The organism is Micromonospora sp. CPCC 206061 (genome assembly GCF_036906915.1).
GTDB lineage: Bacteria > Actinomycetota > Actinomycetes > Mycobacteriales > Micromonosporaceae > Phytohabitans.
The window spans coordinates 72,840-98,485 of record NZ_JBAKHX010000022.1 but is presented as its reverse complement, the minus strand read 5'-3'; the positions used below and the strand labels follow the sequence as shown (position 1 = coordinate 98,485).

Sequence of the window (25,646 nt, the reverse complement as noted above, 5' to 3'; positions counted from 1 at the left end):
CAGATGGGGATCCCGGCCGCCGAGTGGAAGAAGGGCGGCTACCGGATCACCACGACGATCAACCAGGAAGCGCAGAAGGCGGCCGAAGGCGCGGCTCGCCGGATCAAGGGCTCTCCGATGGAGAAGACCCCTGCCTACTACCGGTCGGCGCTGGTGGCGATCGATCCGAAGAACGGTCGCGTGATGGCCTACTACGGTGGCGACAACGGCACCGGCTTCGACTACGCCGGCCTCAACAACGGCGGCACGGCCGGTGGCCACGCTCCCGGTTCGACGTTCAAGATCTATACGCTCGCGGCGGCGCTGCGAGCAGAGATCCAGATCGAGTCGTACTGGGACGTGACCAAGGACGACGACGGCGGCCGTAAGATCAACAACGCGGGTCGTACCAACATCCCCTGTGGCAAGTCCTGCACACTGGAAAAGTCGACGGTCGAGTCGTACAACGTGCCGTTCTACTGGATCGCCAAGGAGCTCGGCCCGGCCAAGGTCGTCGAGGCGGCCCGCGACGCCGGCATCCGCACCATGTGGGACACCAGCAAGGGCGAGGCGCACGACCTGACCAAGAACTCCCCGAAGGAACTGGCGCCGGCGGAGTTCGACAACGAGGTCGGCTTCGGCCAGTACCCGGTGACGGTGCTCGACCACGCGAACGGCATGGCCACCCTTGCCAACCGCGGCGTCTACAACAAGGCTCACTTCATCCAGAAGGTCGAGTGGCGCAACCCGGCGACCGGCAAGTACGACCTGGTCGCGGGCACGGGCGAAAAGCGGGATCCGCAGCGGAAGTTCGAGGAAGCCCAGATTGACAACATCAACTCCGTGTTGTTGAAGATCCCGGGAAGCATCTCGAACTCGCTCGACAACGGCCGGCAGGCGACGGGCAAGACCGGTACGTGGGAGCTCGGCCCGAGCGGCAACAAGGGCGACAGCGGTGACGCCTGGATGGTCGGCGCGACGCGCCAGATCGCGGCCGCGGTCTGGATCGGCACCGAGGGCAAACGCAGGGCGATCAAGGATCCCTTGACTGGCAGGGCCATGAGCGGTGGCGGCACGCCCGCCGCCGTGTGGGAAAAGTTCATGAACGACGCTCACAAGGCCCTGAACATGGAGAGGGAGACCTTCCCGGATCGCAAGGAGATCGGCGACCCGAACAGCGAGTACCCCAACGGCGTCAAGCCCGTGGAGCAGCCGACCACACCGGACCCATGCGCGCTGCTGCCCGACTTCCTGTGCCCCGACCGCAACAACGGGAACAACAACAGGAACGGCAACAACAACGGCAATGGCAACAACAACAACGGGAACGGCAACACGACTCCGAGCCCGGGTACAGACAACGATGACAACACGTTTCCCGGCACGGGGGGTGGCGTCGTCATACCAACGCCATCGCTGACACCACGGAGACGGTGATGACCAGGGGCCCGGCGGCGACACTCCGCCGGGCCCTACGCTTGGGTCGGCCGATAAGGCAAGATGCCTGTTCATGAGCGTTCAGTCGGCGGAGGACATCGACGGCCCTGAGCGGGTTGACCATCCGGCGCAGTCCGACCCGTTCGTACGCGGGCTCTCCGAGGCGATCGGTGGCCCCATCGGTGAGCATGCCGTCGGCCGAGACCGGCCGGACGGCTGGGGCGGGCGATTCTGGACCGCCGCGCGGATCGTGCTCGCCCTCACGTGCCTCACGCTGGCGCTGCACTGGGTGCAGAAGTCGCCTTGCCGCGATGGCGCCTGGGCCGACCACATCCAGTACACCAAGTTCTGCTACACCGACGTCCTCGCGCTGTACTACGCCGAGGGCCTCAACGAGGGCAAGGTGCCGTACCGCGACCACCCGGTCGAATACCCGGTCGTCACCGGGTACTTCATGGGTGCGCTGGGCCTGCCGGTGCATGCGCTCGGCGAGAGCCGCCCGGAGCTCAACCAGGCGCTGTGGTTCTACGACCTGAACGCGCTCGTGCTGGGCGCCTTGGGCGTGGCAACCGTCGGCGTGATCCTCGCGTTGCGCAGGCGCCGCCCGTGGGACGCGGCGATGTTCGCCCTCTCCCCCGCCCTCTTCGTCACCGCCACGGTCAACTGGGACCTGCTGGCGATCGGGTTCGCCGCGTTCGGCCTCTACGCCTGGGTGAAGAAACGACCGGCCGCCGCGGGCATCCTGCTGGGCATCGCCGGCGCGGCGAAGATGTGGCCGCTGTTCATCCTCGGGCCACTGCTCGTGCTCGGCCTGCGCACCGCCCGTCTCCGGCCGATCCTGACCACGATCGGCACGGCGATCGCCACGGTCGTCCTGGTCAACCTGCCGGTTGCCATTCCATACCGGGAGAACTGGGACCGGTTCTTCGAGCTGAACACCGAGCGCCCGATCGACTGGGGCACGTTTTGGTACGTCGGCCGATACCTGGACGGCAAGTGGAACTCAGGCAACGCCGGTGACCAGGGTCCGTTCCAGTGGCTCAGCAACCACGTCGACCCGCAGCTCAACTACCTCACGTACGGCATCTTCGGCCTCTGCTGCCTGGGCGTCGCCGCGCTCGCCCTGTTCGCGCCCAGGAAGCCCCGGGTGGCGCAGCTGGCATTCCTCGTGGTGGCCGCGTTCCTGATCTTCAGCAAGGTCTGGTCCCAGCAGTTCGTCCTGTGGCTGCTGCCGCTGGTGGTGCTGGCCCGGCCGCGGTGGGGCGCGTTCCTCGCCTGGCAGATCGCCGAGGTGCTGTACTTCGTGTCGTTCTACGGCGAGTTGCTGGGCGCCTCGGGCAAGCAGGTCTTCCCGGAGGGCGTGTTCGTGCTGGCCGCCTCCCTGCGGCTGATCACGGTCGGCGTCCTCTGTGGACTGATCGTGCGCGACATCCTCAAGCCCGAGCAGGATCACGTGCGACGCACGTACGAGGACGACCCGGACGGCGGTGTCTTCGACGGCGCACCGGACGCGCCGTGGCTGGTGCGCCGCCGAGAACGCCGGGACCGCCGCGAAGAGGAGGAGGAGGCTCTCGCCCCCGCGTGACCTCCCTTGGTCAGAGGCGGAAGATGATCGTCTCTCCGACGTCTTCGCGCTCGATGCCGAGGCTGTCGACGGACAGGTCGGCGGCCGCCTGCCATGGCGTGCCGGAGATCTGGTCGCGCAACAGGACCACCGTCTTGACGCCCATCTCCCGCAGGTAGTCGACGCTGGCCTGGTCGGGGAAGGTGCGAGTCACCTCGCGCACCTCCTCCTGCCTGGCCGGCGTGAACCCGCTGCCGCCGTTGACGATCGGCTGGAACCGCGTCGTCGACCACAGCATGACGTTCTGGTCGATCTTGAGTGTGCTCGGCAGCACCAGGATCGGCCCCTCGTCGACCCGCATGACCACGGGCTGCCGCGGCACGACCGGGTGCGGCGTGGTGCCCCGGCCCTCGACGAGCACCAGCACCAGTGGCAGGAACGTCAGCAGGCGCAGCCACGGCTGCGGACGCGGCGGCACCCGCAGCGTCGAGATCTCCTCGACCCGACGGACGAACGCGCTCACCGCGCCGGCGGCCAGGATGCCGAGCAGCAGCGATGTCCACAGCATCAGGCGGCCGGGGGTACGCAGACCGTCCCAGCCCGGCAGGTTGTCGAAGAGCGGCAAGTAGGTATATGTGCCGCCGAAGAAGCGGGGGCCCATCGCGAGGATGCCGCTGACGAGCACACCGGCGAACAGCATCAGCCGGTGGCGCAGCTTCCAGACGGAGAAGAAAAGCCCCGCCAGCGCCAGGCCGTACAGCACGAAACCGGGCAGGAGAGTCATCTCCGGCGCCCACGGCAAGCCGGCGCGGGCACTCTCGTGCAGGTTGCCCCAGACCAGCGACTCCGGGGGCGCGATGAAGAACCCACTCGGCGGCGGCGAGTATGCCCTGAGGTCGTTGACCGTGCGAGCCGCTTCGGGATGCTGGTGCGCCACCTCGAAGTACGGCAGCGACATCAGCGCGCCGGTAGCGGCGAAGATCGCACCGCCGACCACGTCGGCCAGCGCCAGCCGTATCCCGAACGGGCGCTTCACCGCCCAGCTCCGCGCCTTCCGCCAGAACCAGGCGCCGGTAGCCACGACGCCGAGCAGCGCCAGCACGTACGCGAAGGGGAGGCCGATACCGAAGCCGAGGCTGATCTGCCAGGCAGCCACGACCCATCCGGCCAGCGCCCACCCGGCGTGCCGCCGGTCAGGCCGGTATCCGTGCCGGAACGAGTAGCCGTGGCCGCGCGCCAGCATCGCCAGCGCCAGCGGGATGCCCCCGTTCGACACGATGTGCAGGTGACCCGCCTGCGCCAGCATCCACGGGGCGTACGTGTAGGCGGCCGCCGCCACGACGGCACCGGTGCGCCCGGCGCCGAGCTGGCGGACCAGCGCGTACGCGCCGAGGGTGGCCAACGCGTGTGCCAGCACGAACATGATGTTGTATCGGAGCACCGCCGCGGTGGGCCCGTCGCCGAGCATCCCGGCCGGCGCGTACCCAAGCAGCGTGTCGGAGAACGCGAAGCTGAGCCGTTCCGGGAAGAAGGCGTTGGCGTTCCAGAGCTGGGTCGGGTCGCTCAGCAGGATGTGGCCCGACCAGGCCATCTGCCACGCCTGGAGGGTCGGATCCCAAATGTCCTGCGGCAGCGTGTGCTGCGGGTAGCGCAGGGTGGGCCAGGTCATGAGGACGGCGAGCGCGAGCGAGCCGACGACCGCCAGGAACCGTTCGTGCACCAAGAACCGGCCGACCGCGCGGCCGAAGCGCTGGAGCCGGGTCGGCTGGTGCTCGGGCTCCGGGGCGAACGAGGTGAACGGATCACGGGCCGGCTTCGCCGCCTCTGCCTCGCTGGCCGCGCCGTCCTTCTCGGATTTCTCTGACTTCTCTGGCGTCTCGGCCTTTTCGGCCTTCTCCAGCTTTGTGGCGACCGCCTCAGTCTCGGCATCGGCCTTCTCGGCCTTGGCCGTCTCGCCGGGGTTGATCGCGGCTCCGGCAGGTGCTGGCGAGGTCGGCGCGCTGGCAGGCGTCGGCGTGGCCAGGGAGCTCTTCGCCTCGGCCGGCCTGTCGGAGCTTGCCGGGTCAGAGCTTGCCGGGTCAGAGCTGGCCGTGTCGGTAGCCGGTGTGGGGGTGGCGGGTGCCGGCGGCTCGGTAGTCATCGACCGACGACCCTATCGGCCGAGGCGGTCACGCAGGAACTCGATGTCGGCGCCCTGCCCCGCCACGCCACCCGGAGTCTCGACGACCACGGGTGCGCCCGCCGCCCGCACCACGGCCACGATCAGCTCCGGGTCGATCGTGCCGGCCCCGAGGTTGTCGTGGCGGTCGCGGCCGGAGTCGAACGGGTCCTTGGAGTCGTTGGCGTGGATCAGGTCGATGCGGCCGGTGATGGCCTTGATCCGGTCGACCGCGTCGAGCAGGTCTTCACCGCCCGCGTACGCGTGGCAGGTGTCGAGGCAGAAGCCGACGTCGTAGTCGCCGATCGCCTCCCACAACCGGGCGAGCGCGTCGAACCGCCGGGCGCACGCGTTGTCGCCGCCGGCGGTGTTTTCGATCAGGATCGGCGTCGGGAACCCGCCCGCCTTCGCTCCGTATTCGAATGTCTTTCGCCAGTTGTCGAAGCCGACCGCCACATCTTCACCCTTGCCGACGTGTCCACCGTGGACGATCAGACCCTTGGCGCCCAGCGCGGCCGCGCCCTGGGCGTGGGTAAGGAGCAGCTTGCGGCTCGGGATGCGGATCCGGTTGTTGAGCGTCGCCACGTTGATCCGATACGGCGCGTGGATGTAGACGTCGATGTCGGTGGCGCGCACGGCGTCGGCGTCTGCGCGCGGCTCCGGGTCTTTCCACGCTTGCGGGTCGGTGAGGAAGAACTGCACGGTCTCGGCGCCGCGGGCGGCGGCCTCGCCCAGCGGGTCGGTCGAGTCGACGTGGGCTCCGATACGCATGGTGCCGAGCCTACGACCCGCGTCCGACACAAGCATGCCGGCCTACCCGGCAAATCACCCGTCACCGTCGTGTTGACCACCTCGTTACCCCGGATAGACCGACTCACCGACCTGTCGCCGACCCTGGGAGATGGTGAATGCCGCCGCTGGCCCGACATCGCGCCGCAGCTACCGCTGTGGCCGCTCTGTTCGTCGCCGCACCGCTGCTGGCCACCGGAGCGGTGTACGCCGCACCGGCGCCGTCTCCCGTCGTGTCCGTGCCGGAGAGCGGCGAGGAGGTCGTGTTCAGCGGCGGAAGAGGGCTGCTTGGCGTCTCGTGCGAGGCCAACCCCAGCGCATCGGCGGTCACCGTGCCGGCGGAGACGACGCTGCGGGTGGTCAACCGGACGGGGTACCGCGCCAAGCTGTACCTCGACGGCGCCTCGCAGGGTGAGATCGAAAACGGCGGCGTCGCCCCGGTGGTGTTCCACCGCGGTCCGGTGACGCTAGGGCTCAAGCCGAGCTGCATGCTCGGCAAGCAGTCGGCCGTACGCGTGGAGGTTGTCGCGGCATCCGGATCGGCGACGCCTGGTTCCGGTACCAAGCCGGGAGCCAGCCGCCCGGAACGCCCGCCCTCCAATGAGGGCGACCGGCCGCGGACGCGGGCGTCGGCATCGCCGGCGCCGGACGCGAGCCCGTCGGCGGACGCCAGCCCGGACGCGGCTGTCACCAGCGAAAACGGTGGCAACCTGGACGAGGGCGTGGCTACCGTTGACGAGACGACCGGCGCGGAAGGAGCCGCCGCGGAGGCGCTGGCTTCGGTCGAGCCGGTACGCGAAACCGGGCCAATCGGATTGTTAGCGCTTATCGCCACAGTCTGTGTCGTTGGCGTGTCAGCAGGGGCAATTCGGGCTATTATCGCTCAACGTGCAACTCGGACGGGTGTCGCGTAATATGTAAGTGAACAAAGGCTCCGCGGGGCGCCTTCTATCCAACCTCATCGGTGTGGTCGTTCCTCCCCAGGTCCCACCCAAAGAAGCGGATAGGGCGCCCCGCGGCTCTTCGTACCGGGGCCTCCCGGTACCCTGGTTCAGTTCGCCGGTCGCCGTGGGCCTATCCCGCGGCACCATTGTGCGAACAGACGCACGACCTCCTGCCACGGATGGACCGTGGCCGCTAGCCCAGAGGAGGTGAGCACGTCTTGCGTCATTACGAGATCATGGTCATCCTCGATCCAAGCCTCGAGGAGCGCACCGTCGCCCCGTCGCTCGACACGTACCTCAACGTGATCCGCACCGCGGGTGGCTCGGTGGAGAAGCTCGACGTCTGGGGCCGCCGGCGCCTGTCGTTCGAGATCAACAAGAAGGCCGAGGGCATCTACGCGGTCATCGACCTGCAGGCTTCGCCTGAGGCGGTGGCTGAGCTGGACCGCCAGCTTCGGCTGAACGAGTCCGTTCTGCGTACCAAGGTCATTCGTCCGGACGTCCGCTAGCGCGGCGCCCGGCCCACCCGGACCCGGCTCATCGATTGTTGTCGGAGGGCTCTGACAGCCTGAACGGCGAAACGATGAGTGCGCGAGGAGTTGGTCATGGCAGGAGACACCACCATCACGGTCATCGGCAACCTGACCGATGACCCCGAGTTGCGCTTCACCCCGTCGGGTGCGGCGGTCGCCAAGTTCCGCGTCGCTTCGACGCCGCGGTTCATGGACCGCACGTCCGGCGAGTGGAAGGACGGCGAGCCGCTGTTCCTGGCCTGCACGGTGTGGCGTCAGGCGGCGGAGCACGTCGCCGAGTCGCTGCAGCGGGGTGCCCGCGTGATCGTCTCGGGTCGGCTGCGCCAGCGGTCGTACGAGACCCGCGAGGGCGAGAAGCGCACGGTCATCGAGCTTGAGGTCGACGAGATCGGCCCGTCGCTGCGGTACGCCACGGCGAAGGTGCAGAAGATGTCGCGCTCCGGCGGCGGTGGCTTCGGCTCCTCCGGTGGCGGTGGCGGTGGTGGTGGCCAGGGCGGCGGAGGCAACTTCGACGACCCGTGGGCCACTGCGAGCCCGGCTGCTGCCTCGAGTTCCTCCGGTTCCGGCGGTGGCAACTTCGACGACGAGCCCCCGTTCTAAACAGGATCACAGGAGCAAGAGCCATGCCTAAGGCTGCGGCACTGCGCAAGCCGAAGAAGAAGGTGAACCCGCTCGACAAGGACGGGATCACCTACATCGACTACAAAGACACCGCGCTGCTGCGCAAGTTCATCTCCGACCGCGGCAAGATCCGCGCTCGCCGGGTGACTGGGGTTACGTCCCAGCAGCAGCGCCAGATCGCCCGTGCGGTCAAGAACGCCCGTGAAATGGCGCTTCTGCCCTACACGGCCACGGCGCGCTGAGGGGAGGCACCGACATGAAGGTCATCCTGACCCAGGAGGTGTCCGGCCTCGGCACCCCGGGCGACATCATCGAGGTGAAGGACGGCTACGGCCGTAACTACCTGCTCCCCCAGGGCTTCGCCATCGCCTGGTCGAAGGGCGCGGAGAAGCAGGTCACGGTCATCAAGCGGGCGCGCGACGCCCGTGAGATCCGCGACCTGGGCCACGCCACCGAGGTGAAGGCGCAGCTCGAAAGCCTCAAGGTCAGCCTGTCGGCACGTGCCGGCGACGGCGGCCGCCTCTTCGGCTCGATCACGCCGGCCGAGGTCGTCGACGCGGTCAAGGCCGCGGGCGGTCCGGCACTCGACCGGCGCCGGCTCGAGCTGTCGGGCCACATCAAGGCCTTGGGCGCCCACCAGGTGCGGGTGAGGCTGCACCCGGACGTCACCGCCAAGTTTGACGTCAACGTGGTGCGCTCCAAGTAGCAGCGGTAAACGAAAACGGGGGCGCGAATCGCGCCCCCGTTTTCGTTCAGTCCACCTCGCCGGCCTTGCCGATCAGGGACGTGAGGTCACGCACCGCTGGATCGCCGGTCTCCTCGCCCGCACGCCGGGCCATCAGCGCCCGGACCGCCAGCGCGGCGGGGAGCTGGTTGACGAAGACCTCGCGGGCGTGCGCGGGCTCGCTGACGTACACGACGAAGCCGTCGCCACGCGTCGCCGCGTCTTCGCCGCGGGTGCGCAGGCCCACCCGCATGAGCCGGACGTCGGACCCGGCCCCGTGGAACTCCGGCAGGCGGGCGCCGTCGAGATGCACCGCGAAGCCGTCACCGCGGGGCTCCGGGTACTCCTGGGTGAAGGAGTTCACGAACTCCTCGGGCCGGACCTGGCTGGCCTCCGGCTTCCGGCCGTCGGTGATCAGCTCCGGGCGTACCCGTACGAAGCGGTGTCCACGTCGATGGCGAATGTCGACTGTGGATCCTCTTCGACGGTGGTCTCCCCGTCGTTGTCCGGCCAGGGCGTAGTCGGGCGGTGGCGGTCCGGCGCGGGCATCACCGTGTCGGAATCCTGGTGCCCGCCCCCGCACGCCGCGAAGACGAGCGTGGCGGCGATCCCCAGGACCAAGAATGCGAACCGTCGAGTGGTGACCATCGAGTCCTCCCCGTGCAGATGACTTGATGGCATTGGGACAGATCAACGGCTGTCATGGCTCCAGCCGTAGCCGAGCCGATACCCAAGCGTGAATGTCGTGATCATGTCGTGCGGAAGCCGTGACCGCGCGGTGGTTGCGAGTGAGATCGTCAGCCGAGCGGCTGGCCGCTGATCACCGAAAGGACCACTGTGGACAGGCCGCCGCCCACGACGGCCGCGGCGAGGCCCACGCTCACCGAGCGCCACGTCGCGCTGAGCCAGCGTATGAACACGGCAACCACCACGCTCAACGCCAGCGCAGCACCGAACCGCCCGGTGGCACCCACCAGCGAGTTGAACGCCTGCGCACGATCGGCACTGCCGATCGTGAACGTGTAGACAACGAAGATCACCAGCGGCACCGCGTACCAGGCAAGTGTCGCGAGGATCGCGCCGGCCGTGGTGCCGCGGGGAGCCTCGTCGAGCAGCTCATCGTCGTCGGCAACCTCGACGAGGCTGGCGCGGCGGCTGAAGGCCGGGGCCGCCGCGCGCTGCCGCAACGCGGAACCCCTGTCGAGCGGCGGCGCGGAGCGCGGCGCCGGGACCCGGCTGCGCATCTCATCGGGGTACGCGACCGCGGGCGATCGAGGCGCGGATGACGGGATGCCGACCCACCGGGGATCGTCGCGAGACAGCCGGACGCTGGTCTCGTCGTCCAACTCGCCCGCGGTCCACCGCGTCTCGAACTTCTCGCGGCCACTACCACCGGAGCCGCCCCACCGCGGCTCGATGTCGTCGGACCCAGCCTCGGTCTCGGCCTCGTCGGTGTCCCACCGGGGCTCGATCTGGTCCTGCCACGAGCGACGACGCCGGCCGGTCGGCGACCGGTCGCGGCCGCCTCCCCAGGAGGGGCGGTCGTATTCGTCTTCGTCCCGATCGCGGTCGGCATAACGGCTGGGCACGTCGTAGCGGCCGGGCAACCCGGACGCCGGAATGGAGGAGGACGGGATCGACGACGAAGGCATGGACGACGACGGCATCGCCGAAGCCGGGATGCTGGAAGCCGGCGGGTCGTACGACCGCCGGCCGGTGTCCCATCGGCCGGCGCGGGTGGACTCCCCGCGTCCCGCGCCGGGCTCCTCGGTACGGCGTTCGCGGCGGCTTACACCGCGTCGCTCGCTGCGACTGGGGCGTGCCGCACCATCGTCGTAGGACGTGGGGGCTGCCCACTGCTCAGTGCTCGCCTCGCTGGTGGACCACTGGCCGGTGAAGTCGGAGCGGTCCGTGTACGTGGGCTGGTCAGCGTAGTCCGACCGGCTCCACTCGCCGGTGTAGGCCTCGCGGGTCCACTCGGCGGTGTTGACCCCGGGACGGAGATCGCGGCTCTCGTCGGCGGGTTCCTCCCAGCGCTCGCGGGCGCTGCGGCGACCGTACGGCCGGTCGGTGGCCGGTGGTGTGTCTTCCTGCCTGCGGCGTCCTCGATAGGCGCTTCGGAACTCACTCAGCGTGGCATAGCCGATACGAGGCGGCTCGGCTTCAGGGTCGCCCTCAGCGCGGTGCGCCCCGGCGCGGCGGCTGCGAAACCGCTCGACCTCACCGGTGGAGCCCCGTTCACTTGGGCGTGCGTCATCGCTGGCCCGCCGGTCGCGCGGGCCACGCGTGTCGTACCCCCAGTCCCGGTAGTCCACTGCGAAAGCGTGACCTTCCTGATACTGGACCGCAACCGGCCTTCTGGGCACATTCGCCAGCGGCAATGATAAGCCCAGTCTGGAAGTCACGGCAGGCCCGAATTTCTTCCTCCACACCGTGGGGATCGTGTCCGGGCACGTCACACGATACCCGGGCGGCCGTCCCCAATACTTATTCACAGGCTGTGCACAGGGCTGCACACACCCGTTGGATGACTGTCCACAGGTTGTCCCAAGCCTCGTCCACCGGCAGGTTTGAGGTGCTGAGCTGCGATTTCGTATCGTTGCGGCGCGGCCTGCGGTAACTTGTCACACCCCTGCGGTTCGCTTGTGGGCGTAGGCGATCGAGCGAGGGGGCCTTTGTGTCGATCACCGACGATGTGCGGTCGGAGGGCCGTTCCCCCTCCGGTCCGCCGCCAGGCGACTCCGGCGGATTCAGCGGTGGCGGCGGGCAGTACGACAAGACGCCCCCACAGGACATCGCCGCCGAGCAGTGCGTCCTCGGCGGGATGCTGCTGTCCAAGGACGCGATCGCCGACGTCGTCGAGATCCTCAAGTCCAACGACTTCTACCGGCCGCTACACGCGACGATCTTCGACGCGATCCTCGACCTGTACGGGCGCGGCGAGCCGGCCGACGCCATCACGGTCGCCGCCGCGCTCGCCGACTCCGGCGATCTGGGTCGCATCGGCGGCGCCCCCTACCTGCACACGCTCATCTCCACCGTGCCCACCGCGGCCAACGCCTCCTACTACGCCCGGATTGTCGGCGAGCGAGCGGTGCTGCGCCGGCTGGTCGAGGCCGGCACGCGCATCGTGCAGCTCGGCTACGGCTCTGGGCAGGGCGGCCGTGACGTCGACGACCTGGTCGACCTGGCACAGCAGGCCGTCTACGACGTGACCGAGCGGCGGGTGAGCGAAGACTTCGCGGTGCTCGCCGACATGCTCCAGCCCACCCTCGACGAGATTGAGGCGGTCGGCGCTCAGGGCGGCGTGATGACCGGTGTGCCGACCGGCTTCACCGACCTCGACCGTCTCCTCAACGGCCTACACGCCGGCCAACTCGTGATCGTTGCCGGCCGACCGGGTCTTGGAAAGGCGCTGGCGCTGGACACGCCGCTACCCACGCCGACCGGTTGGACCACGATGGGTGAGGTCGCGGTGGGCGACCAGTTGATCGGTGCCGACGGCCAGCCCACGACGGTGGTGCACGCCTTCGAAGTCAGGCACGGTCGGCCGTGCTACGAGGTCGAGTTCTCGGACGGCTCCGTCATCGTCGCGGACGCGGAGCACCTGTGGAAAACCACCACGCGGGCGAGCCGGCGGCAGGCGGCCGAACGGAAGCTCAGCCCCCAATGGCCCGTGGAGCAGCGGGCAGCCGCCCACACGGCGTACCAGATGGCCTCGAAGTCTCCCGACGAGCTGATCACCTTTGACGACGCGGTCGGTCTGGCCGGCACTGAGTTCCGCCACGTTCTCCACACGGTTGCGAAGCAGGTCGAACCCGCGGGCCAGGTCGTCCGCGAATACGTACGCGCCGGCAAGGCGTGGCACCGGAAGGTTCCCGCCTACTCGTGTCAGGCGGTCCTCGAAGGGTTGGCGCAACGGGTGAGCCGGCAGGTGAACGCTGAGACCACTGCAGACCACCCAGGGGTCTTTACCACCGCGCAGATCGAGGCGTCGCTGCGGTGTCCGACCGACGGCCGGCTCAATCACGCTGTGGAAAACAGCCAACCGCTGGCGTTGCCGCACCGGGACGACCTGCCCGTCCCGCCGTACACCCTCGGTGTATGGCTCGGCGACGGTCACTCCGCCGGCAGCCGCTTCACCACCGCAGACCCTGAGATCGTGTCCTATGTCGAGGCGGACGGGTTCGTAGTGCGCGCCACAGCGGGTCGCATGCGCTACAGCATCTCCCCGCCGGCTCCTGAGCCACTCGCGCCCCGTTCCTGCATCGTGTGTGGTGTCTCATTTACGCCTCGGGGACCAGCGGTCCAGACATGCGGGAGATCGTGTGGCGGCAAGTCACGCGGAATGGCAAAGCCTGCCAGCGGGGAAGGCTGCGTCTCCTGCGGTGCGGTGCTGGACGGAGCCTGGAACGGCAGTCGTAGGTGCGCGGAGTGTCACAGCCGGTACGGATCATTCGTTGGCTATCTGCGAGCCGCCAATGTCCTGGGCAACAAGCACATCCCAATCAGCTATCTACGAGCCGCGGAATCGCAACGTAGGGCGCTGCTGGCCGGACTACTTGATACGGACGGCACCGTCACGGCAACCGGAAACGTCCAGTTTTGTGTGACGTCCAGGCGGTTGGCCGACGACGTCCGCGAGCTGATCGTGAGCCTCGGTTACCGGTGCTCTATGACGACGAAGCAGGTCCGCGGTCGTCGACCCGACAGCTCGACCGCCTTCATCCTCAACTTCTCGACGGCGGATGAGGTCTTCCGCCTCCGTCGGAAGCAGCAGGCACAGCAGGAGAGGTATCGCGGCGCGAACCGGGCGCGTACCGGCTCGCGGTACATCGTCGCGGTCCGGCCGGTCCCCAGCGTGCCGGTGCGCTGTGTGACGGTCGACAACGTCGACCACCTCTACCTCGCCGGCCGATCGATGATTCCGACGCACAACTCGACCGCCTCAATGGATTTTGCCCGAAATGCGGCCGTTCGACATAATCTCGCTAGCGCAATCTTCTCGCTGGAAATGAGCAAGGTCGAGATCGTCATGCGACTGCTCTCGGCCGAGGCGCGGGTGCCGCTGCACGTGCTGCGATCGGGTCAGCTCTCCGATGACGACTGGACCAAGCTGGCCCGGCGCATGGGTGAGATCAGCGAGGCGCCGCTGTTCGTCGACGACACGCCGAGCATGAACCTCATGGAGATCCGGGCGAAGGCGCGGCGACTCAAGCAGCGCCACGACCTCAAGCTGATCGTCGTCGACTATCTCCAGCTGATGACGTCGCCGAAGCGCACCGAGAGCCGCCAACAGGAGGTCGCGGACCTTTCTCGTGGACTCAAGCTGCTCGCCAAGGAGGTCGAGTGCCCGGTGATCGCGGTGAGTCAGCTCAACCGTGGTCCTGAGCAGCGCACCGACAAGCGCCCTCAATTGTCCGATTTGCGTGAATCTGGCTCAATTGAACAGGACGCGGACGTCGTCATCCTCCTGCACCGCGACGACTACTACGACAAAGAGTCGCCGAGGGCAGGCGAAGCGGACTTCATAGTCGCTAAGCACCGAAATGGCCCTACCGATACCGTCACGGTGGCCGCGCAGCTGCACCTGTCCCGCTTCGTCGACATGGCAGTGGTCTAGCGTCCCTCGCCGATCGAGGGCTTCTTCAACGACCAAGGGCAAATGCACGTGGATTGGCGATCGAACCACGTGCATTTGCCCTTGATCGACGAAAGGCGGCGGGCCGGTGCGCCGGACGGAGCCGAAAGTGCCCGTGAGCGCTGTCAGTCGAAGAGTTCGCCCAGGAAGCCCTTGCGGCGCTTCTTGCGGTAGTGCCCGTGGTAGCCGTACTGGTGGCCGCCGCCGTAGGCCGGAGCGGGCGGCGGGTAGCCGTGCGACGGGGCGGGCGGGGGAGGCGGGGGCGGGGCGTAGCCGGGCGCTGGCGGCGGCGCGTATCCGCCCTGCTGCTGAGCCGGGGGACGCTGGCCGGCCGAGGCCGGCTGCTGCTGGTTCCAATTCGCCTCGGCGTCGAAGAGCTTCTCCAGCTCACCGCGGTCGAGGAAGATGCCGCGGCACTCGCCGCATTGGTCAATGGTGACGCCGCTGCGCTCGTACTGGCGCATTTCGCCGTGACACTTCGGACAGGTCATCATGCCTTCGACGGTACCGGGTCGCATCACCCAACGGCCGTCAGCGCGGCCCAGAAGGCTAAGCGTTCCCCCGCCGCGCCAGCTCGTTCGTGCGGCGCTGGTGGGCGACGCCTTCCCTCGTCGCTGCGCTCCTCAGTCCAGGCGCCGCCGCGCCAACTCGCTCGCGACGTCACCTGATGGGTCGCTCGTTCGTGCGGCGCTGGTGGGCGACGCCTTCCCTCGTCGCTGCGCTCCTCAGTCCAGGCGCCGCCGCGCCAACTCGCTCGCGACGTCACCTGATGGGTCGCTCGTTCGTGCGGCGCTGGTGGGCGACGCCTTCCCTCGTCGCTGCGCTCCTCAGTCCAGGCGCCGCCGCGCCAACTCGCTCGCGACCTCCTCATCGGTTACTTGGTGGAAGTCTCGGTAGTAACGGCTGACGGCCCCGAAGTCGCGGGGGCGCAGCGGGCACACCAGCTCGTCGACGAGGCGGCTGAGGCCGTTGCAGGCTTCGATCGAGCCGACGGGTACCGCGAGTACGACGCGGGACGCGCCGAGTTGGTAGGCGACCGTGGCGGCGGCGCGTGCGGTGGCACCGGTGGCGAGGCCGTCGTCGACCAGGATCGTGACTTGGCCGGTGAGGTCCAGAGGTTTGCGGTCGGCTCGGTACCGCTGCTCCTGGCGGCGTTGTTCGACCGTCTCGCGCTCGGTCACCTCGGCGATCTCGCCGGGGTCGAGGCGGCTGGCGATGTCGTCGTTGAGCACCTGTACGCCGCCTGGCCCCAGCGCGCCGAACGCCACCTCGCGCGCCCACGGTATGCCCAGCTTGCGGACCACGAGCACGTCCAGTGGGACACGGAGGTGCGCCGCTACAACCGCCGCCATTGGTACGCCGCCGCGTACCAGTCCGAGCACGACCGTGTCGGACCGGCCGGCGTATCGGGTCAGCCGGTCGGCGAGCGCCACGCCAGCGGTGAGCCGGTCGCGGTACACGTGCCGCACACCTACAGTGTCCGCCCGATGTGCCAGCCGAGCGCGGCGACGGCCAATCCGGCCCCGAGGGTGAGCGCGACGTTGAGCAGCGCGTATAGCCGGGCGCCGCCCCGGGCGAGTTGAATGGTCTCGTTGGAGAAGGTGGAGTACGTGGTCAGCGCTCCGCAGAACCCGACGCCGACCAGGGAGCCGACCCAGCCGGGAAGGGCACCGCCGAGCCCGGCGATCAGCCCGAGCAGGGCCGAGCCGGCCACGTTGACCGAGAGCGTGCCCCACGGCAGCACCGGGTCGAACCGGGTGCGGACCGCGAGGTCGGTCAGGTATCGCGCGGACGCCCCGACGGCACCGCCCACCAGTACGAGCAATAGCGTCATCCGGCCCGCCGACGAGTCAGCGGGCGGGCGGCGAGCATCCCCAGGGACAGGGCGGTTAGGGCTCCGACGAGGGTGCCGAGGGCGTAGGCCACGGCGGTGCCGGGCCGGCCGTCGGCCATGAGCACGCGGGTCTCGACCGCGTACGTGGAGAAGGTCGTGAACCCGCCGAGCACACCTGGGCCGAGAAACAGTCGCAGCAGCCGGTGCCGCGTGGAGAGGGCCTCGACGACGAAGCCGAGGACCGCGCATCCGATCAGGTTGACGGCCAGCGTCGCGGCTGGGTGCGGCCAGGCCAGGCCGACGCCCCAGCGGGCAGCCGATCCGAGCGCTCCGCCCGCCGCCACCATCGCCAGTCTCACGATGGCTCCCGGAGGGCCGGCAGCCGCAACGCGGGCACCCACATCAGGAACGCGACCGGATACAACAGGTATCCGAACCTTGTCGACGGCATCAGCAGGATCGCCGCCAGCAGCCCGATTCCGCACACCTTCGCCGCGTCGGCGGCGGTGCGCGGCGGTCGGCGGATCATCCAGACGGCTATGGCGAGCCCGGCGGCCACCAGCAGCGCTCCGGCGATCACCCGGCCGCCGGGCAGGTTGTTGGCGATCAGGTAACCGGGGAAGGGCGACTGCGCCGGGCTCTCGACCACGCCCTCGCCGAGTGGGAAGCGCACCACGTTGTCGAGCAGCGCGGTCGAGTCGAGTACGGCCGCGGGGATGAGCGCGAGGATCGGCAGCGTGATCGCGCCGATCGCCAGCCGCCGGTCGCGCGGCCAGGCATGCACGAGCAGCACGAGCGCCACCGGCCAGGCGAAGAGTTTGAGAGCGGCGGCCAGCCCGACGGCGACGCCCGCCGCGCCGTAGCGCGCCGCCGCGCACAGGGCCAGAGCACAAAGGCACAGCGCGAGTACCGGGATGTCGTCGCCGCCGGTCGCCAGCGTGAGCGCGCAGACGGGCAGCACGGTGGCGAACTGCATGGCGCGCAACAGGGCGGTGCCCCGGACCAGGAGCGTCGCGGCGAACCCCAGCACGACGGCGGTGACCAGGGCGAACCAGACGCGTGAGTCGGTCCACCAGGCGACGCCGGCGAGCGCGCGGGGCAGCCCGAAGAGAGCCATGCCCGGCTGGTACGGCAGGTAGCCGAGCAACTGCTCGCCGGACGGGAGGGCGGCGATTTCGTCGGTGCGCAGGTACGGCGTGCCGTGGTCGAGGAGGCGCTGGCCGCCGTGCTCGATGACGACGACCTCTTCCTGCGCCCGGTCGGTGCGTCCACCGGCCCGCTGGGCGGCCTGGATGACCATGGGCAGCAGCGCGGTCGTGGCCCACGCGAAGGCGCTCACCACCGTGCGGGCGGGGAGGCTGTCCGCGTATCGGCTGAATAGCAGGACCACCGCGGCGCCGGCGGCGATGGTGTAGCCGACGACGGCGACCGCGCCCCACGCGCGGTGCGGGACCAGCGTGGAGGTCGCGGCGGTGACCCCCGCGAAGGCCGCGGAGAGTGCGTAGAGGGCGAGGTCACCGGCGATCGCGCGGCGGCCTTTGGTGATCACGCGGGCAAGTGTGGCAGACGGTCGGTGCGGGCCCGGCCACCGGAGCGGCGGTTCGGCGAGAGGCGGATGACCGAGCCCTCGTCGTGAAGGGCGGGTGCGAGCGTGCCGGGGCGGCCGCCGGAGCCGCGGTGGAGGGCGGCGAGTAGGCGGGCGGACGGCATCGGACGGGCGAAGAGGTGGCCCTGGCCGGCGGTGCAGCCAAGCTCCCACAGGGCCCGGCGCTGCGGCTCGCTCTCGACACCTTCGGCGACTACGGCGAGGTTGAGGCTGCGTCCGAGATCCACAGTGGAGCGGATGACGGCGGCGGCCTCGGCGGAGGTGTCCATCGCGGTGACGAAGCCGCGGTCGATCTTCAGCTCGTGGACGGGGATCCGGGACAGCACGGACAGCGAGGAGTATCCGGTGCCGAAGTCGTCGAGCGCGAGCTTGATGCCGGCGTCGCGGAGCTGGCTGAGCACCTGGTCGACGACCTCGAGCTGGCTGATCGTCAGGGTCTCGGTGAGCTCAAGGAAGAGCCGGTCGGGCGGCAGGTCGTGGGCTCGCAGCCGGGCGACCACGGCACTGGGGAAGCGCGCGTCGAGCAGGCTGCGCGGGGAGACGTTGACCGCGACGGGCAGGTCGAAGCCGGCGTCGCGCCAGGTGCCGGCGGCGACGAGCGACTGGTCGAGCACCGCGTCGGCGAAGGCGGGCAGCAGGCCGGAGCGTTCGACGGTCTCCAGGAAGCGCAGCGGGTCGAGGTTGCCCCGGTCGGGGTGCCGCCAGCGGGCGAGCGCCTCGGCGGCGATCACCTCGCCGGTGCCGAGGTCGACGATCGGCTGGAAGTTGACGGTGAACTCGTGCTGGGTGAGCGCGCGGGGCAGGTCGCCGCCGAGCGCGAGCCGGCCGACGTCGGCGGTGTCGCGCGCCCGCGCGTAGGTGGCGATCTTCTGGCCGTTGCGCTTGGCCTGGTACATGGCGACGTCGGCGCGGCGCAGGAGCTCGGCCATGCCGCCGCTGCCGGGCGCGACCGCGATGCCGCCGCTCGCCTCGACGCTGATCCGCATGCCGTCGACGGACAGGGGCACGTGTAGCGCGGCCAGCAGCCCCTCGGCCCGGTGTGCGGCGATGGCCGGCGCGGGCAGCCCGGTGATGAGCACCGCGAACTCGTCGCCGCCCAGCCGGGCGACCAGGTCGTCGGGGCGGGCCTCACGGCGCAGCCGTTCGGCGACCTCGATCAGCACCTTGTCTCCGGCGGCGTGCCCGAGCGTGTCGTTGACCTCTTTGAAGTGGTTGAGGTCGATCAACAGGAGGGCGGTGACGCCGTCGACGCGGCGGTTGCCGAGCAGCTCGGTGCCGCGGTCCATGAGCTGGCGGCGGTTGGCGAGACCGGTGAGCGTGTCGTGCGCGGCCGCGTGCGCGTGCTCCTCGGCGACCCGGGTCAGCTCCTCGTACGCCGAGGCGTTGCGCACCGCGGTGCAGAGCGCGGACGTGAACGTGCGCAGCGTGTACTGCTCGCGCTCGGAGAGCGTGACCGGCCCGCGGAAGCGCAGCCGGAGCACGCCGACGTCGGCGGTGCCGTCGTGGCCTTCGAGGGCGGTGAGGATCACTGACCCGGTCATGGTGGGCGCGTCGGCGACCGGCCCGTCGTAGGTGATCGCGTCTCCGTTGCCACGGATGAGTCGCGGCGTGATGTGCAGCTCGATCTCGACCTCGTCGACCGAGAAGAGCTCGGCGGCCCGGGTGACGGCCGTGGAGAGAACGGCGTCGAGGTTGACGTCGTTCAGCGCGTCGGTGGTCTTGGCGAGGCGCTGCCAGGCCTGCCGCTCCTCGCGGCTGCGGATGCGCGTGGAATAGGCGAGATGGGCGCTCAGGATGAGGGGCGGCATGGCGAGCAGCAGGCGGTTGTCGAACTCCAGCAGGGCCAGTGTGCTGATCACCACGAGGAACCGGACCGCGATGCCGGCCAACCGCAGGTCCCAGTTGCTGCGGAAGCGCTGCAGGACGCTGGTGCGGGTGGCCAGTGCGATCACCGGGATGACGAGCAGGTCGTCGAGGAGAGCGGCGGCGAGGTACGCGACGGCGAGTGGGCCGACCTCAAGCGGCTGCTCCACCGACGACTGGCTGCCGAACGCGTAAAGGATCGCGCCAGCGGTCGCGGCGAGCAGCGTCTCCTTGCCGATGCTGAAGGCGGCCTTGAGCGGCGAGAGCCGCATGATGACGCGAACCACGGCCACCGCGATGGGTGTGCACACCACGACCCAGGGAACCGGCGCGACGGCCAGGCTGATGACGATGGCGGCCTCGGTCCAGGAGATGCCGTGCGTGGTGGCCCTGATCCGGACCCGGACCACGACGACGCAGCCAACGCCAATCAGGAAGGTGGCGGCAGCGAGGGTGCGGAAGCTGGGGCGCTCGCTCTCGGCCAGGATGACGGCGATCGCGCCTGCCACGGCGACGGCCGCCAACACGACGACGAGACCGACAAGCAGCAGTAGCCGCCGATCGGTCCCAGTCTCGCGTCGTGCTTTGCGAATCACACCCGCCACTCGGCACCGTTCCGTCGATCGCAGTGCGCCGCGGATAGCCTACGGGTGCTCCTTGCTCGGTGACACCCCTTCAGAGCCAGTCGTTACCGCGCATCGCGGTGCTCCCTCCCGGCGGGCCACTTTCGCAACTGTTGTTTGCGTGCGTGGCTTTTTGGTTGCCTTGATGGAAGGGAAGCTTAGGATCCCGTTCGCGGTCTTGCGACTAAAACCTGTCCCTATGCGCACTATGAGGAACTATGGCCTGATTTGTCACACTCTGTTTCTGCGAGGAAACGGAGGGTGTATATCGGTCCTGCGTGGTTTGTATTTTCTCTTTTATCACGGGCACATGGAATACTCGATCTTGTAGACGGCCTGATCACGCCTGGTGGTTGAGGTGATCTCGGCGACTGTTCCGTCCAATTGGTCACACTGACTGCGCCGCTCATCCGTATGGTTGTTCGAATAACGCGTGCAGGCGACTGCAACCGGGTGAATTGCAACCAGTGGACGCAGATGTGTCCCCTCCCGACGGTCTGGTTCATTGATCGTTGGCATTGGAAACAACAGTGTTGCGGTTGGGTTGGTGCGGGTAAACAACCGTCGATTCTGCCCGCAGTCCAGCCCGGCATCAGTGTGCCTATAGGCTCACTTCGTGAAGCTCACCCATGTGGATGATGCGGGCGCGGCGCGGATGGTCGACGTCTCGGCCAAGTCGGTATCCGCCCGCCGCGCGGTGGCCGCCGGCCGGCTGCACACCACGCCTGAGGTGGTCGACCTGCTCCGCCGCGACGGGCTGCCCAAAGGCGACGCGCTCGCCGTCGCCCGGATCGCCGGCATCATGGGCGCCAAGCGCACGCCTGATCTGGTGCCGCTCTGCCATCCCATCGCGCTGCACGGCGTGACCGTCGACTTCGCCCTCGGCGACGACATGGTCGAGATCACCGTCAGCACCAAGACCGCCGACCGCACGGGCGTAGAGATGGAGGCGCTCACCGCCGTGGCCGCGGCGGGGCTGGCGCTCGTCGACATGGTCAAGGCCGTCGACCCAGCGGCCTCCATCGAGGCGATCCGGGTACTGAGCAAGGAAGGCGGCAAGACCGGAGATTGGGTACGGCCAGAGGACCGGCCGTGATCCGTGCGCGCGTGATCGTCGCCTCCAACCGCGCCGCCGCCGGGGTGTACGCGGACACCAGCGGGCCTCTGCTCGTCTCCGGGCTGCGCGACCTCGGCTGTGAGGTGGGCGATCCGGTCGTCGTGCCGGACGGCGAGCCCGTCGGTGAGGCGCTGCGAACGGCGGTGGCCGACCGGATGGACGTCGTACTGACCAGCGGCGGCACCGGGGTGACACCCACCGACCGCACGCCGGACGTGACGCGGGCGGTGCTCGACTACGAGATCCCGGGCATCGCTGAGGCGATCCGGGCGTACGGGCGGGAGAAAGTGCCGGCGGCTGCGCTGTCGCGTGGCCTGTCAGGAGTGGCCGGGCGGACCCTGGTCGTCAACCTGCCCGGGTCGACCGGTGGGGCCCGGGACGGGTTGGCTGTGCTCGGGCCGCTTCTCGCGCACACCGTGGACCAGCTGCGCGGCGGCGACCACTGACTCTCATGTCCGCCCGCGGCGTTAGGCTCGGCGGGTGAGTACTGCTCCGGTCGACTGGGAAGCGGCGCGATCCCTGGTGTACACGGCCGGGCTGGCAGCCGCACCGCCGGCGGTCGACGTGCCGCTGGCCGATACCGACGGCCACACCCTGGCCGCCCCGCTCACCACGCTCACCGACCTGCCCGCGTTCCCGACGTCCAGTGTGGACGGATGGGCGGTGCGAGGGCCGGGGCCGTGGCGGGTCGTGGGCCGGGTGCTCGCCGGCGGTACCCCGCCGCCGTTGCCGGACGACGGCACAACTGTGGAGATCGCCACCGGCGCGATGCTTCCCGACGGCGCCACAGCCGTACTGCGGGTCGAGGAATCCAGCCGCACCGGTGACGGGCTGGTGACCGGCACGCCGCGCGCCCAGCCCGAGTGGCGGACGCCCGGTGAAGAGGCACGCAGGGGCGAGACCCTGCTGCCCGCGGGTTCCCCGGTCAACCCGGGCGTGATTGGGCTGGCCGCCTCGTGCGGATACGACACGCTGCCGGTGCGCCGGCCACCCCGCGCCGCGATGCTGGTCTTCGGCGACGAGCTGCTCACCGCCGGGCTCCCCGGCGCCGGTCGGGTCCGCGACGCTCTCGGCGCGCCCGTGCCGGCCTGGCTACGGCGATACGGTGCCGAGCCGGGGCACCTCGTCGGCCCGGTCGAAGACACGCTTCCGGCGCACGTGGCCGCCATCCGCAAGGCGCTCGAAGGAGCCGACCTGGTCTGCACCACCGGCGGCACGATGCACGGCCCTGTCGACCACCTGCACCCGGCGCTTGCCGAGCTGAACGCGGAGTACGTGGTCAACACCGTCGCGGTGCGGCCCGGGTTCCCCATGTTGGTGGCCCGGATACCCGGCCCCGACGGGCAGCCACGCTTTCTCGCCGGCCTGCCGGGCAACCCGCAGTCCGCGATCGTCGCCCTGGTGTCACTCGTCGCTCCGCTGCTCGCCGGGCTCCAGGGCCGGCCCGCGCCGGCGCTGCCCCGGGTCACGCTCGCCGAGGCGGTGCCCGGCCGCGGCGACTTCACCCACCTGGCGCTCGTGCGCGTCGACCCCGTCGGCGGCACCGCCCACCCGGTGCGGCACGTGGGTTCGGCGATGCTGCGCGGCCTCGCCCAGTCCGACGGGTTCGCGGTGATCCGTCCGGGCACCAGCGGTGAGCCCGGCGCCCAGGTGCCTCTCGTACCCCTGCCGCTCCTGAACGGAGAACGGCCATGACGATCGTCGCGGTCACCACCGAACCTCTTGACCTGGCAGCACACGAAGCGGCCGTCGCCGGCCCGCGCGCCGGTGCGGTGGTCTCGTTCCAGGGTGTCGTGCGTGACCACGACCACGGGCGGCCGGTGACCAAGCTGGAATACGAAGGCCACCCGACCGCCGAGGCGGTGCTGCGCGAGGTGGTCGCCGAGATCGCGGCCGATCCGGACGTGTACGCGGTCGCCGTGTCGCACCGCGTCGGTCCACTGGAGATCGGTGACGTGGCGCTGGTGGCGGCGGTGAGCACCGCGCACCGGGCGGCCGCGTTCGCCGCGTGCGCTCGGCTGGTCGACGAGGTCAAGGCACGCCTGCCGATCTGGAAGCACCAGATCTTCGCCGACGGCACGGAGGAATGGGTCAACTGCCCCTAGCGCTGATCAGGCTGCGTTTCGTTGGCGGGTGAAGTGGAGGGCTGGGGAGTCGCCGTAGAACGCCGGCTCGGCGCCCGGGCGCCACGGCAGCGCGGCCACCAGCAGGATGATCGCGAGTGCCAGCGAGTTTTCCATCAGCGCCCCGTACAGCCCGTCGGCGTAGTGCGACACCTCGGGGAGCCGGTGTTCGTACGGCCAGATCGGCGAGACCACGAAGAGCACATACAGCCCGACGGCGGCCGCCGCGTGGCGCAGCCCGGTGAGGGCCGGGAACCAGATCGGGGTACGCAGTCCGCTGACCCCGCTCAAAGCCTGGCTGGCGCCGCGGCGGCGGAGTGCCGCGTCGGCGAGCACCAGCACCGCCGGGATCACGAAGACCAGGTGGTGTGACCACGAAATCGGGCTGATCACGTTGGCGGTGAGGCCCACCAGCGTGAACGCGGTCAGCTCGTCGCCGTCGGCGTGCGCGTGCGCGGCCCGGGAGAGCCCGACGGCCAGCATCAGCAGCGAGAACGACAGCCACAGCAGGCCGGGCGTCTCGACCGAGTCGTACAGCCGGGCGAGCACCCCGGCGAGCGACTGGTTGGGCGTCATGTCGGCGGCGCCCACCCGGTCGGTCTGCCAGAGCACGCTGGTGAAGTACCTCATGGACTCGTGCCCGGCGACCACGAAGGTGGCGACGGTCACGCCGAGGGCGGTGCCCACGGCGGTGAGCGCCACTCGCCACTGCTTGGTCAGCAGCAGGTACACGATGAACAGCGCGGGCGTCAGCTTGATCGACGTGGCGAGGCCGATGCCGGCACCGGCCCACGCACCGCTGAAGAAGAAGCGTGCGAGCGGGCCGCGGCCGACGAGGCTGTGGTTTGCCCGGCCGCGGGCCAGCCAGCGCAGCGCGACCATGTCGGCCATGATCAAGGCGAAGAGCAGCAGGTTGACCTGCCCGTACCCGAACGTCTCACGCACGGGCTCGGTGGCGGCGGCGAGCGGCACGGCGAGGCCAACCGCGAACCACCTTGGCCAGCCGCAGCGCTTGGCGATCGGACCGACGAGAGCGGTGAGCACCACGGCGAGCGCGGCGATGCTGGCCAATACGTTGATCCAACCGGCTGCCGCCACGGGCAGCGTGGCCATCGGCAGCATCGCGAGGCCCGCGAATGGTGGATACGTGAAGCCCAGCGTCGTGTCAGGCTGGATGAACTCGTAGAGCTCGTTGCCGCTCGCCCACCAGACCACCGCGCCGTGGTAGATCTTCATGTCGAAGAACTCGTACGGCCGTCCGAACGCTTCGATGGCAAGCCAAGCAGCGTAGAAGACACCGGCAACGATGCCGATCCGCACGACCGTCCAACGGTCGATTCCACGTGTTACGCGGCGGACTGTAGCGAGGCGGTCCATCCGTCCTTCGACGGTCGCCGGCATGGCGTGGCCACCCCCATGTAGTACTTCCCGCCCAGGTCCATCTAGGAGCCTAGAACGGTCTGTCACTCCAGTACCTCCTGCGTTACCCGACCGTGTCCGATCCCACACTGGTTCGCGACATTTCCGGCTGGTTAAACGCACCGGGCGTAGTTGAGGTAATTCGTCTGGGTTATCCGGGGAGGTGACGCGCCACAGAGGCCGATTTACGGGCGATTCGGGCATCCCTTCGGACCGCGCGTACACCGTGACGCACCGTGTATCGGATGCTCGGCCGACCCTCGGTGTCGGCGGCGGCGAGCAACAACCCACCGAGCAAACCGAGGTTCTTCATGAAGTGAACGCGTTGGTGGCTGCGCTCCGCCGGGTCGTCGAGCGCCCAGAACGGGTGCCCGGCCACCGTGGTCGGGATCATGGTGCCGGCCAGGAGTGCGGCGGCCGGACGGGTGAAGTGGCTGGTGGCGAGCAGTAGCCCGCCGACGAGCTGGGCCGCCCCATTGAGACGCACCAGGGTGCGGGCGTCCTGAGGCAACTTCGCGGCGTCCAGTAGCGGCAGGGCTCGGTCGGTGACCAGCTTGGCGCGCGGTACCAGCGGCTCCGGGTTGGCGACGGCACGCGCCCCGCTGGCCACGAAGATGGCGCCCAGCATGGCGCGGGCAGCGCTGCGCACAGGTCTCATAGGCCGTTCATAC

General features: G+C 69.5%; 23 protein-coding genes and 1 pseudogene. 12 read left to right on the top strand and 12 right to left on the bottom strand.

Going from position 1 to position 25,646, the window contains the following annotated elements:
* Positions 1–1,416, top strand: a 1,416-nt coding sequence (locus tag V6V89_RS17655) for a penicillin-binding transpeptidase domain-containing protein (protein ID WP_334620225.1), incomplete at its 5' end; no start/stop codon positions are given.
* Between the two features lie 73 nt (positions 1,417–1,489).
* Positions 1,490–3,001, top strand: a complete 1,512-nt coding sequence (locus V6V89_RS17650) for a glycosyltransferase family 87 protein (protein WP_334620224.1) — start codon at positions 1,490–1,492, stop codon at positions 2,999–3,001.
* Between the two features lie 10 nt (positions 3,002–3,011).
* Here V6V89_RS17650 and V6V89_RS17645 read toward each other — a convergent pair whose 3' ends face one another.
* Complete coding sequence (locus tag V6V89_RS17645; protein ID WP_334620223.1) at positions 3,012–5,120, bottom strand: hypothetical protein; 2,109 nt, start codon at positions 5,118–5,120, stop codon at positions 3,012–3,014.
* A 12-nt stretch (positions 5,121–5,132) separates the two neighbouring features.
* Complete coding sequence (locus tag V6V89_RS17640) at positions 5,133–5,909, bottom strand: deoxyribonuclease IV (RefSeq protein ID WP_334620222.1); 777 nt, start codon at positions 5,907–5,909, stop codon at positions 5,133–5,135.
* Between the two features lie 137 nt (positions 5,910–6,046).
* Between V6V89_RS17640 and V6V89_RS17635 the strand changes: the two genes are divergently transcribed.
* The 5 genes from V6V89_RS17635 (at position 6,047) to rplI (ending at position 8,731) form a co-directional block, all read left to right on the top strand.
* The gene (locus tag V6V89_RS17635) at positions 6,047–6,841 is read left to right on the top strand and encodes a hypothetical protein (RefSeq protein WP_334620221.1); all 795 of its coding nucleotides are present in this window, start codon (positions 6,047–6,049) and stop codon (positions 6,839–6,841) included.
* 248 nt (positions 6,842–7,089) lie between these two features.
* Complete coding sequence (gene rpsF / locus V6V89_RS17630; RefSeq protein ID WP_265253751.1) at positions 7,090–7,380, top strand: 30S ribosomal protein S6; 291 nt, start codon at positions 7,090–7,092, stop codon at positions 7,378–7,380.
* A gap of 78 nt (positions 7,381–7,458) precedes the next feature.
* Positions 7,459–8,004 carry a single-stranded DNA-binding protein gene (locus tag V6V89_RS17625; protein ID WP_334620220.1) on the top strand — a complete coding sequence of 182 codons (546 nt, stop codon included), beginning with the start codon at positions 7,459–7,461 and terminating at the stop codon, positions 8,002–8,004.
* Positions 8,005–8,027: 23 nt separating this feature from the next.
* Entirely contained in the window at positions 8,028–8,267 is a 240-nt protein-coding gene (rpsR, locus tag V6V89_RS17620; RefSeq protein ID WP_285690819.1) for a 30S ribosomal protein S18, read from the top strand.
* Between the two features lie 14 nt (positions 8,268–8,281).
* Positions 8,282–8,731, top strand: coding sequence for a 50S ribosomal protein L9 (rplI, locus tag V6V89_RS17615; RefSeq protein WP_334620219.1), 450 nt, complete (start codon positions 8,282–8,284; stop codon positions 8,729–8,731).
* Positions 8,732–8,777: 46 nt separating this feature from the next.
* On the opposite strand, the pseudogene V6V89_RS17610 reads toward rplI, so the two are convergent.
* Both V6V89_RS17610 and V6V89_RS17605 read right to left on the bottom strand, forming a co-directional pair.
* Positions 8,778–9,298 (bottom strand): annotated as a pseudogene (locus tag V6V89_RS17610) (VWA domain-containing protein).
* A gap of 248 nt (positions 9,299–9,546) precedes the next feature.
* Positions 9,547–11,064 carry a hypothetical protein gene (locus V6V89_RS17605; protein WP_334620218.1) on the bottom strand — a complete coding sequence of 506 codons (1,518 nt, stop codon included), beginning with the start codon at positions 11,062–11,064 and terminating at the stop codon, positions 9,547–9,549.
* A 362-nt stretch (positions 11,065–11,426) separates the two neighbouring features.
* Here V6V89_RS17605 and dnaB point away from each other — a divergent pair, with 362 nt between their 5' ends.
* The gene (dnaB, locus tag V6V89_RS17600; protein ID WP_334620217.1) at positions 11,427–14,372 is read left to right on the top strand and encodes a replicative DNA helicase; all 2,946 of its coding nucleotides are present in this window, start codon (positions 11,427–11,429) and stop codon (positions 14,370–14,372) included.
* Between the two features lie 143 nt (positions 14,373–14,515).
* On the opposite strand, the gene V6V89_RS17595 is transcribed toward dnaB, so the two are convergent.
* From V6V89_RS17595 to V6V89_RS17570, 6 genes are all read right to left on the bottom strand, one after another.
* A complete protein-coding gene (locus tag V6V89_RS17595) occupies positions 14,516–14,884 on the bottom strand; it encodes a TFIIB-type zinc ribbon-containing protein (protein ID WP_334620216.1) in 369 nt (122 codons plus the stop codon).
* 333 nt (positions 14,885–15,217) lie between these two features.
* A complete protein-coding gene (locus V6V89_RS17590; RefSeq protein WP_334620215.1) occupies positions 15,218–15,859 on the bottom strand; it encodes a phosphoribosyltransferase in 642 nt (213 codons plus the stop codon).
* A gap of 2 nt (positions 15,860–15,861) precedes the next feature.
* Entirely contained in the window at positions 15,862–16,224 is a 363-nt protein-coding gene (locus V6V89_RS17585) for a fluoride efflux transporter FluC (protein ID WP_334620214.1), read from the bottom strand.
* Complete coding sequence (gene crcB / locus V6V89_RS17580; RefSeq protein WP_334620213.1) at positions 16,221–16,583, bottom strand: fluoride efflux transporter CrcB; 363 nt, start codon at positions 16,581–16,583, stop codon at positions 16,221–16,223. The genes V6V89_RS17585 and crcB overlap by 4 nt, the downstream gene beginning before the upstream one ends.
* Positions 16,580–17,773: a glycosyltransferase 87 family protein gene (locus V6V89_RS17575; protein WP_334620212.1), complete on the bottom strand. Its 1,194-nt coding sequence runs from the start codon at positions 17,771–17,773 to the stop codon at positions 16,580–16,582. The genes crcB and V6V89_RS17575 overlap by 4 nt, the downstream gene beginning before the upstream one ends.
* A complete protein-coding gene (locus V6V89_RS17570; protein ID WP_334620211.1) occupies positions 17,770–20,289 on the bottom strand; it encodes a putative bifunctional diguanylate cyclase/phosphodiesterase in 2,520 nt (839 codons plus the stop codon). Before V6V89_RS17570 ends, V6V89_RS17575 begins: the two co-directional genes overlap by 4 nt.
* A gap of 643 nt (positions 20,290–20,932) precedes the next feature.
* Between V6V89_RS17570 and moaC the strand changes: the two genes are divergently transcribed.
* From moaC to V6V89_RS17550, 4 genes are read left to right on the top strand one after another with little or no spacing between them, the layout of a single operon-like run.
* Positions 20,933–21,412 carry a cyclic pyranopterin monophosphate synthase MoaC gene (moaC, locus tag V6V89_RS17565; RefSeq protein ID WP_334620210.1) on the top strand — a complete coding sequence of 160 codons (480 nt, stop codon included), beginning with the start codon at positions 20,933–20,935 and terminating at the stop codon, positions 21,410–21,412.
* Entirely contained in the window at positions 21,409–21,879 is a 471-nt protein-coding gene (locus tag V6V89_RS17560; RefSeq protein WP_334620209.1) for a MogA/MoaB family molybdenum cofactor biosynthesis protein, read from the top strand. The genes moaC and V6V89_RS17560 overlap by 4 nt, the downstream gene beginning before the upstream one ends.
* A 34-nt stretch (positions 21,880–21,913) precedes the next feature.
* Positions 21,914–23,128: a molybdopterin molybdotransferase MoeA gene (locus tag V6V89_RS17555; RefSeq protein WP_334620208.1), complete on the top strand. Its 1,215-nt coding sequence runs from the start codon at positions 21,914–21,916 to the stop codon at positions 23,126–23,128.
* Entirely contained in the window at positions 23,125–23,538 is a 414-nt protein-coding gene (locus V6V89_RS17550; protein ID WP_334620207.1) for a molybdenum cofactor biosynthesis protein MoaE, read from the top strand. Before V6V89_RS17555 ends, V6V89_RS17550 begins: the two co-directional genes overlap by 4 nt.
* 6 nt (positions 23,539–23,544) lie before the next feature.
* Here V6V89_RS17550 and V6V89_RS17545 read toward each other — a convergent pair whose 3' ends face one another.
* Complete coding sequence (locus V6V89_RS17545; protein ID WP_334620206.1) at positions 23,545–24,957, bottom strand: glycosyltransferase 87 family protein; 1,413 nt, start codon at positions 24,955–24,957, stop codon at positions 23,545–23,547.
* Positions 24,958–25,126: 169 nt separating this feature from the next.
* Positions 25,127–25,633, bottom strand: a complete 507-nt coding sequence (locus V6V89_RS17540; RefSeq protein WP_334620205.1) for a DoxX family protein — start codon at positions 25,631–25,633, stop codon at positions 25,127–25,129.
* Positions 25,634–25,646 lie beyond the last annotated feature (13 nt).

What these genes read in the sequence shown, in the direction of transcription:
- rpsR (WP_285690819.1), top strand. Translation starts at nt 8,028, where the DNA reads ATGCCTAAGGCTGCGGCACTGCGCAAGCCGAAGAAGAAGGTGAACCCG.
- V6V89_RS17645 (WP_334620223.1), bottom strand. Translation starts at nt 5,120, where the DNA reads ATGACTACCGAGCCGCCGGCACCCGCCACCCCCACACCGGCTACCGAC.
- V6V89_RS17545 (WP_334620206.1), bottom strand. Translation starts at nt 24,957, where the DNA reads ATGCCGGCGACCGTCGAAGGACGGATGGACCGCCTCGCTACAGTCCGC.
- V6V89_RS17550 (WP_334620207.1), top strand. Translation starts at nt 23,125, where the DNA reads ATGACGATCGTCGCGGTCACCACCGAACCTCTTGACCTGGCAGCACAC.
- V6V89_RS17585 (WP_334620214.1), bottom strand. Translation starts at nt 16,224, where the DNA reads ATGACGCTATTGCTCGTACTGGTGGGCGGTGCCGTCGGGGCGTCCGCG.
- rplI (WP_334620219.1), top strand. Translation starts at nt 8,282, where the DNA reads ATGAAGGTCATCCTGACCCAGGAGGTGTCCGGCCTCGGCACCCCGGGC.
- V6V89_RS17640 (WP_334620222.1), bottom strand. Translation starts at nt 5,909, where the DNA reads ATGCGTATCGGAGCCCACGTCGACTCGACCGACCCGCTGGGCGAGGCC.
- V6V89_RS17635 (WP_334620221.1), top strand. Translation starts at nt 6,047, where the DNA reads ATGCCGCCGCTGGCCCGACATCGCGCCGCAGCTACCGCTGTGGCCGCT.
- V6V89_RS17595 (WP_334620216.1), bottom strand. Translation starts at nt 14,884, where the DNA reads ATGATGACCTGTCCGAAGTGTCACGGCGAAATGCGCCAGTACGAGCGC.
- V6V89_RS17650 (WP_334620224.1), top strand. Translation starts at nt 1,490, where the DNA reads ATGAGCGTTCAGTCGGCGGAGGACATCGACGGCCCTGAGCGGGTTGAC.
- V6V89_RS17540 (WP_334620205.1), bottom strand. Translation starts at nt 25,633, where the DNA reads ATGAGACCTGTGCGCAGCGCTGCCCGCGCCATGCTGGGCGCCATCTTC.